The following is a 6445-nucleotide window of genomic DNA, read 5'->3' on the forward strand; positions in this document are numbered from 1 at the left end:
GCGGGACCAGTTAATTCGGCGACAGGCCGCGTGGGCCGGTTAGTCGACCGGCGTCAGGGCCGGTTTGACGACCTTCTTGCGGCTGTCGAAGCGCTGGCCGAGATCCTCGGCTTCCTTGTCGGAGAGGTCCTTGCGGGCAAGCGTGAAGAACTCGCCTTCCTCTTCCTCCATGTGGTGGTCGAGCAGTTCGGCCAGGGCGTGGAATTTCTGGCCCCACTCGACATTGTCCTTGGGCATGGTGTCGAGCTCCTCGATCAGCGAGTTGATCATGTGGTGCTCGTTCTTGGCCTCCAGGCTCTCGTCCTCGTCACCCTTCTGCTCCAGCTTGGCGTAGAAGGTGGCTTCCTCGACCTTGTTGTGCGTCCACAATTCCAGCTTGAACCGGTCGAACAGCTCCTGGCGCGTCTTGGCCGCGCGGTCGGTCGTGTCCTCGATCTGGCCGATCAGGTCACGGGCCTTGTCATGGTCCTGTTTGATCCGGTCGAAAATGTCGGTCATGGAAACCTCCTCGCGCGTGTTGATCGATATGCAAGCAACGCGCGCGAGGAGGAGATGTTCCGTTTGGCCGTACGGTCTAAGCCGCGCCAGGGCCCCGCGGACCGCCGCCGGGGCCGCCGGCGCCACCCGGGCCGCGGCGGGCCATGAAGGCGAGCTTTTCGAACAGCATCACGTCCTGCTCGTTCTTCAGGAGCGCGCCGTGGAGCGGCGGGATCAGCTTGCGCGGATCGCGTTCGGTCAGCACGGCCGGGTCGACATCCTCGACGAGGAGGAGTTTCAGCCAGTCCAGCAGTTCGGATGTCGACGGCTTCTTCTTCACGCCCGGCACGTCGCGGATGTCGTAGAAGAGTTTCAGCGCATCGGCGAGCAGACGGCCCTTCAGGCCGGGGAAGTGGACCTCAACGATCTTCTTCATCGTGTCCTCGTCGGGGAAGGCGATGAAGTGGAAGAAGCAGCGGCGCAGGAAGGCGTCCGGCAATTCCTTCTCATTGTTCGAGGTGATGATCACGACGGGGCGGGTCTCCGCCTTCACCGTCTCGCCGGTCTCGTAGACATGGAACTCCATCTTGTCGAGTTCCTGCAGGAGGTCGTTGGGAAACTCGATATCGGCCTTGTCGATCTCGTCGATCAGCAGCACCGAGCGCTCCGGCGCGGTGAAGGCTTCCCACAGCTTGCCGCGGCGGATGTAGTTGTTGATGTCGTGGACGCGATCATCGCCCAGCTGGCTGTCGCGCAGGCGGGCGACGGCGTCGTACTCATAGAGGCCCTGGCGGGCCTTGGTGGTCGACTTGATGTGCCACTCGATCAGCGGCATGCCCATGGCGCGCGCGACCTGTTTGGCCAGCTCGGTCTTGCCCGTGCCCGGCTCGCCCTTGACGAGCAGCGGACGCTCGAGAGCCACTGCAGCGTTGACCGCAGCGCTCAGTTCGTCGTCAGCGACGTATTGATCTGTACCTTCGAAACGCATGACTGCCGACTTAGCGCGTCTGGGCGTCGCCGTGTAGTCCCGCCATACCGATTATTTTGATGCGGATGCAGATCGGTTCCAGTCGACCATGTCCATGGCCAGCGGTTCGCCGCGCTTAAGGGCACGTGTCGCCGGCCGGCCGATCACCTCGCCATACCATTTCGGCGCCAGCCCGTGACCGGGTCGGATCGAGCGCACATGGTCCGGCGTCAGGGGCTCGCCGGCCTCGATATCCTTCACGACATAGAGCGAGCGGCGATAGATCACCGAGCCGCGCTCGCAGCCGGCCAGGTCGTAGCGGACGCGGCCGAGGGCCTGGAAGGCGGCGGTGCAATCCTCCACCAGGCGCGTCATCTCGCCCGGCTCCAGCGAAAAGGCGCTGTCCGGGCCGCCGTCGGCGCGCGACAGGGTGAAGTGTTTCTCGATCACCCGGGCACCCAGGGCGACGGCCGCGACGGCGCAGGCGGTGCCCGGTGTGTGGTCGCTGAGGCCCGGGATCGCGCTGAAGCTCTCGCCCAGATGGGCCACGGTGCGCAGATCGGCTTCCTCGATCGGCGCGGGATAGGAGGACAGGCAGTGCAGCAGTGCCAGGCCGGTATTGCCATGCTCGCGCGCGGTGCGGACCGCGTCGTGGATCTCCGCCAGGTTTGCCATGCCCGTCGACAGGATGATCGGCTTGCCGGTCTGCGCCACGCGGGCGATCAGCGGCAGGTCGGTCACCTCGAAACTGGCGATCTTGTAGGCCGGTGCGTTGAGGCTTTCGAGCAGGTCGACGGCGGTGTGGTCGAACGGGGTTGAGAAGATCGGCACGCCCAGTTCGGCCGCGCGGGCAAACAGGGCTTCATGCCATTCGAACGGCGTCTCGGCCTCGCGGTAGAGCGCGTGCAGGGTGCGGCCCTTCCACAGACCCTCCTCGATCCGGAAACCGGGGCCGTCATGATCGATCGTGATCGTGTCGGCGGTATAAGTCTGGATCTTGATGGCATGCGCGCCACAGGCGGCGGCCGCCTCGATCGTTTCCAGGGCGCGGTCGATCCGGCCGAGATGATTGGCGGAGACTTCGGCGATGACCAGCGGCGGATGGTCGGGACCGACCAGGCGTCCGGCGATATCGAAAGAGGTGGGTTTCATCGGTCTGACCCGTTGCTGGCCCGCCGGGCATCACCGGCCCAGCGATCGCGGTGCAGTTCAAGGCAGATCGCGGCGACCGGCTGGCCGTGGCGGCGGACGCGGTTTTCGATGCGGTCTGTTTCTTCAAAGCCGAACTTGCGATGCAGGCCGAGCACCGGCGCGTTGAACTCCAGCACTTCGCAGCGCAGGGTCTCAAGACCGAGCGTGGTGAAGGCATGGCCGATAATCAGGCGTTCCACCGCGCTGCCGACGCCGCGTCCGGTCAGATCCGCCTCGCCGATATAGAAGGCCCAGCTGGCCGAGCGGTGGCGCGGATCGATCTCGGACAGGATGACGACGCCGATATCCTTGCCGTCGCACTGGATGATGCGGATTTCCCGCTCCGGATCGCCCAGGGCAATGCGGTACCAGGTCTGGTGTTCCCAGGGCTCGATCGGATGGTCGGTATACATGTTGCGGCGGACATGCGGCCCGTTCCGCCAGCCATGGACAGGCCACATGTCGGTCATCGTGGCGGGCCGAAGGGCGATGGCGCCGTCGGTGAGCACGGGCTTTTCCGGCAGCGGATCAAACGGGTTCATGACCGGCCTCCCGCTGGCGTTCGATCCGTTCGACCAGAGCCTGGGCGACCCGCTGCGCGCCGCGTCCGTCGCACACGGCGGCCGCGCGTTCGGCCATGCGGGCCCGCGCGGCCGGGCGCTCCAGCCGGCGGATAAGACCGGGCAGTTCGGCAAGCACGTCTTCCGGACTGGCAATGGCCGCCAGGGCGCCATCGGTATCCAAGAGACCGGTCATCTCCTGCTGGTTGCCGGCCAGCACGACAGCGATGCTGGGCAGGCCGACCACACAGCGCTCCAGCGCCGTGCCGCCGCCTGCGCCGATGGCGAGATCGGCCTTCGCCATGCGCTGGGCCATGTCGTCGATATCGATGTGAACCGTCAGGCGCGGCTCGGTGCGGCACAGCGCTTCCAGCGCTGCCCGGCTGGGCGCGCGGGGGCCCAGGATCACCTCGACGGACGCTTCGGGCAGAGTGTCCAGAGCGAGGCGGGCAACCGGTTCGGAGATGCCGCCCAGATCGGTCAGACCCATCGAGACCAGGACACGCTTGACCGGACCCGGATTGACGTGGCGGTCGAGGGCGCGCTGGCGCTGGTCGGCGAATTCGCTGCGCACCAGGGCAAAGGCGCCGCCGGCCATGATGTTGCAATCGCCAGGGACGCGTCCGGCATAGTCGAACGGGCTGCCGCCGGGCATGGGGTCGACCAAAAGGTCGCAATCATGCGTGCGTTCGGGCAGATCCTCGATCACGGCGATGAGGCCGGCGCGGTCGCGCATGCGGGTCTCGTCGGCCCGGGTCGAGGTGTAGAGATCGACGAAAATCGCGTCGGCACGGCCGTTCCAGTCGGCCGGAAAATCGAAGTCGGCCTCGCTTCGTGCGGTGGTGACGGGAAGGTTCGCACGGGCCAGCGCAGGTGCTGCATCCAGCGTCCCTTCGCAACACGCAAAGGCGACATTGGTGCCCCATTCGTGCGACACCGGGTTACACAGGGCGCGCGCCAGTGCCAGGCAACGCATCACGTGTCCGCCGCCCAGGCTGGGCGAGGCGTCGGCGCGAAACAGGATGCGGGGGGCGTGGCGTGTCATGATGAGCCCGATAATACCATGGTGCAGAATGGGGGCGGACGAGTTAATGCGCCGTTAGGTGCGGGCGCGAAGATTGGGTGGTCCGGATGGAGGATAAGTCATGACGCTCGCCGTCATCGTCCAGGCGCGCGCCGGCTCGTCGCGGCTGCCGCGCAAAGTGCTCGAACCGCTGGGGGACAAGTGCGTGCTGGACCGGGTGCTCGATCGCTGCCGGCGTATCGCGGCTGCCGATCATGTGATCTGCGCCATTCCCGAAGGCGAGGCGGACGATCCCGTTGCCGATGCGGCGCGGCGGGCCGGTGTGGCGGTGTTCCGCGGCTCCGAACAGGACGTGCTGGCGCGTTATCTCGGGGCTGCAAAAATGGTCGATGCGGACGAGGTGGTGCGGATCACCAGCGACTGCCCCTTCATCGATCCCGGCATGGTCGATCAGCTGGTCGCGCTCTATCGCGAGAGTGCGGCGGACTATGCCAATAACACGCTCCTGCCCGGGTTCCCGCGCGGGCTGGATTGCGAGATCGTCTCCACGGCCTGGCTGGAGCGGGCCGATGCGGAAGCGACCGATCCGGCCGATCGTGAACATGTGACCGCCTGGATCCGCAACCGGCCGGGCCTGAAACTCGCCTGTCTGGAAGGGCCGGGCGGGGAGGCCGCGAACTGGCGCTGGACGCTGGACTATCCGGCCGATCTGGCCTTCTGCCGGGCCGTGTTCGAACGGGCGGGTGAGGCGGCAGCAGAGCTGGATTTCCCCGCGCTTTCAGAGCTTTGCCGCAAGGCGCCGGACCTGGTGGCGATCAATGCCGTCCACGCCGATCCGGCGCGCCCGGATATCCGCCGTCCCGCCGCCATTGTCCGCGACTATCTGCCCGCTGGTGCGACGCCGCCTGTGCGCTAGCATGGGCGAAAGGATTTGTTCACCGACACACCCGACCCTGCTGGCCATTCTTGATATGGCGCCAGGTGATTCGGGGTGCCGAACCGACGAGGTGCAGCGATGGCTGACGGGATGGCCCGGACCCGGAATTTCTTCGCCTTCGAGTGGACGACCGGCAAGGTCGCCGATTGCGATCCCAATTTCCCGACCACGCTCTATGCCTGGGACGGTGAGGCGCTGGCGCTCGATGCGACGGATACGGCCTTCTTCGGCTTTGTCCAGAAAGGCCCGGCCGAGCTGACGACGGCGTCCGGCACCTTCACCTTGGGCACCGGCATGTATTTCTCCGCCAACAATGTGCTCTCGGTCAAAGGCGGCCAGGGCATCGTGATGGCGCGCGAGCACCACCAGGCCTTCTTCATGGTCGGCGGTCCGGTCGAGCCGCAGGGGCGTCTGAAATACATCGATGGCTGCACCGACAGCCTGCTGATCGCACCGGTGAAGATGGGCGATCCCTGCCTCAATCTTCTCTACTTCCCGCCGGGCATCGACCAGACCTCGCACACCCACCCGTCCGACCGGATCGGCGTGGTGTTCTCCGGCGAGGGCGAGTGCGAGACGCCGGAAGGCATCATCCCGCTGAAACCCGGCGTGATGTTCCGCATCCCCTATGAAGGCCACCACAAATTCCGCACGGCCGGCAGCGAGATGCGCGTCATCGCCTACCACCCCGACAGCGATTTCGGCCCGCAGGACGAAAACCACCCCATGATCAACCGCACCATGGTGGAGGGTGTGTCCGCCTCCAAGATCGACGCGATCCGCACGAAATAAGGGGCTTCCTTCTTTCGTCGGGATGACGGTGTTTTGGGGGCGGTCTCGCTGATCTTGCAGCCGCATTGACAGCCCCAATCGTACTGAAGCTCCTCAATGAGCGTCACCCTGACGAAGGTCAGGGCCCAGATCGGAAGGCGGGGTCGCGCCAGATCTTGCTCCAGCTCGCTCTATGAACTGGGTCCCGATCTTCATCGGGATGACGGTGTTTTGGGTGGCGACCGCACTGATCTTGAAGCCGCAGCGACTGCTCCAACCGTGCTGAAGCTCCCAAAGAGCGTCACCCTGACGAAGGTCAGGGCTCAGGTCGGAAGGCGGGATCGCGCCCGGCCTGGCTCCAGCTCGCTCTATGAACTGGGTCCCGATCTTCATCGGGATGACGGTGTGTGGGGTGGCGATGGCGCTGATCTTGAAGCCGCAGCGACTGCCCAAACCGTGTTGAACCTCGCTCTCAAAGAGCGTCACCCTGACGAAGGTCAGGGCCCAGATCGGAAGGC

8 protein-coding genes are annotated in these 6445 nt (G+C 65.7%); 2 read left to right on the forward strand and 6 right to left on the reverse strand.

The genetic code is table 11. The features are described 5' to 3' along the window. Nucleotides 1-39: 39 nt before the first annotated feature. The 5 genes from JJ918_RS15095 to pseG form a co-directional block, all read right to left on the reverse strand. On the reverse strand, nucleotides 40-498 hold the full coding sequence (locus JJ918_RS15095; protein WP_291889133.1) for a hemerythrin domain-containing protein: 459 nt from the start codon (nucleotides 496-498) through the stop codon (nucleotides 40-42). Between the two features lie 76 nt (nucleotides 499-574). Next, a complete protein-coding gene (locus JJ918_RS15100) occupies nucleotides 575-1465 on the reverse strand; it encodes a MoxR family ATPase (RefSeq protein WP_291889136.1) in 891 nt (296 codons plus the stop codon). Nucleotides 1466-1516: 51 nt separating this feature from the next. Continuing rightward, on the reverse strand, nucleotides 1517-2596 hold the full coding sequence (gene pseI, locus JJ918_RS15105; protein ID WP_291889139.1) for a pseudaminic acid synthase: 1080 nt from the start codon (nucleotides 2594-2596) through the stop codon (nucleotides 1517-1519). Beyond that, nucleotides 2593-3177: a UDP-4-amino-4,6-dideoxy-N-acetyl-beta-L-altrosamine N-acetyltransferase gene (gene pseH, locus JJ918_RS15110; protein WP_291889142.1), complete on the reverse strand. Its 585-nt coding sequence runs from the start codon at nucleotides 3175-3177 to the stop codon at nucleotides 2593-2595. Before pseH ends, pseI begins: the two co-directional genes overlap by 4 nt. Continuing rightward, nucleotides 3164-4240 carry a UDP-2,4-diacetamido-2,4,6-trideoxy-beta-L-altropyranose hydrolase gene (gene pseG / locus JJ918_RS15115; RefSeq protein ID WP_291889145.1) on the reverse strand — a complete coding sequence of 359 codons (1077 nt, stop codon included), beginning with the start codon at nucleotides 4238-4240 and terminating at the stop codon, nucleotides 3164-3166. Before pseG ends, pseH begins: the two co-directional genes overlap by 14 nt. A 100-nt stretch (nucleotides 4241-4340) precedes the next feature. On the opposite strand from pseG, the gene JJ918_RS15120 reads away from it, so the two are divergent. Together JJ918_RS15120 and JJ918_RS15125 are read left to right on the forward strand one after the other, a co-directional pair. After that, entirely contained in the window at nucleotides 4341-5135 is a 795-nt protein-coding gene (locus JJ918_RS15120) for a glycosyltransferase family protein (RefSeq protein ID WP_291889148.1), read from the forward strand. Between the two features lie 99 nt (nucleotides 5136-5234). Further along, on the forward strand, nucleotides 5235-5948 hold the full coding sequence (locus JJ918_RS15125) for a cupin domain-containing protein (RefSeq protein WP_291889151.1): 714 nt from the start codon (nucleotides 5235-5237) through the stop codon (nucleotides 5946-5948). A 93-nt stretch (nucleotides 5949-6041) separates the two neighbouring features. On the opposite strand, the gene JJ918_RS15130 is transcribed toward JJ918_RS15125, so the two are convergent. Beyond that, nucleotides 6042-6445, reverse strand: a 404-nt coding sequence (locus JJ918_RS15130; protein ID WP_291889155.1) for a hypothetical protein, incomplete at its 5' end; no start/stop codon positions are given.

Origin of the sequence: Maricaulis sp., assembly GCF_017642925.1 — a bacterium.
Lineage (GTDB): Bacteria > Pseudomonadota > Alphaproteobacteria > Caulobacterales > Maricaulaceae > Maricaulis.

What these genes read in the sequence shown, in the direction of transcription:
- pseG (WP_291889145.1), bottom strand. Translation starts at nt 4,240, where the DNA reads ATGACACGCCACGCCCCCCGCATCCTGTTTCGCGCCGACGCCTCGCCC.
- pseI (WP_291889139.1), bottom strand. Translation starts at nt 2,596, where the DNA reads ATGAAACCCACCTCTTTCGATATCGCCGGACGCCTGGTCGGTCCCGAC.
- JJ918_RS15100 (WP_291889136.1), bottom strand. Translation starts at nt 1,465, where the DNA reads ATGCGTTTCGAAGGTACAGATCAATACGTCGCTGACGACGAACTGAGC.
- JJ918_RS15120 (WP_291889148.1), top strand. Translation starts at nt 4,341, where the DNA reads ATGACGCTCGCCGTCATCGTCCAGGCGCGCGCCGGCTCGTCGCGGCTG.
- JJ918_RS15095 (WP_291889133.1), bottom strand. Translation starts at nt 498, where the DNA reads ATGACCGACATTTTCGACCGGATCAAACAGGACCATGACAAGGCCCGT.
- pseH (WP_291889142.1), bottom strand. Translation starts at nt 3,177, where the DNA reads ATGAACCCGTTTGATCCGCTGCCGGAAAAGCCCGTGCTCACCGACGGC.
- JJ918_RS15125 (WP_291889151.1), top strand. Translation starts at nt 5,235, where the DNA reads ATGGCTGACGGGATGGCCCGGACCCGGAATTTCTTCGCCTTCGAGTGG.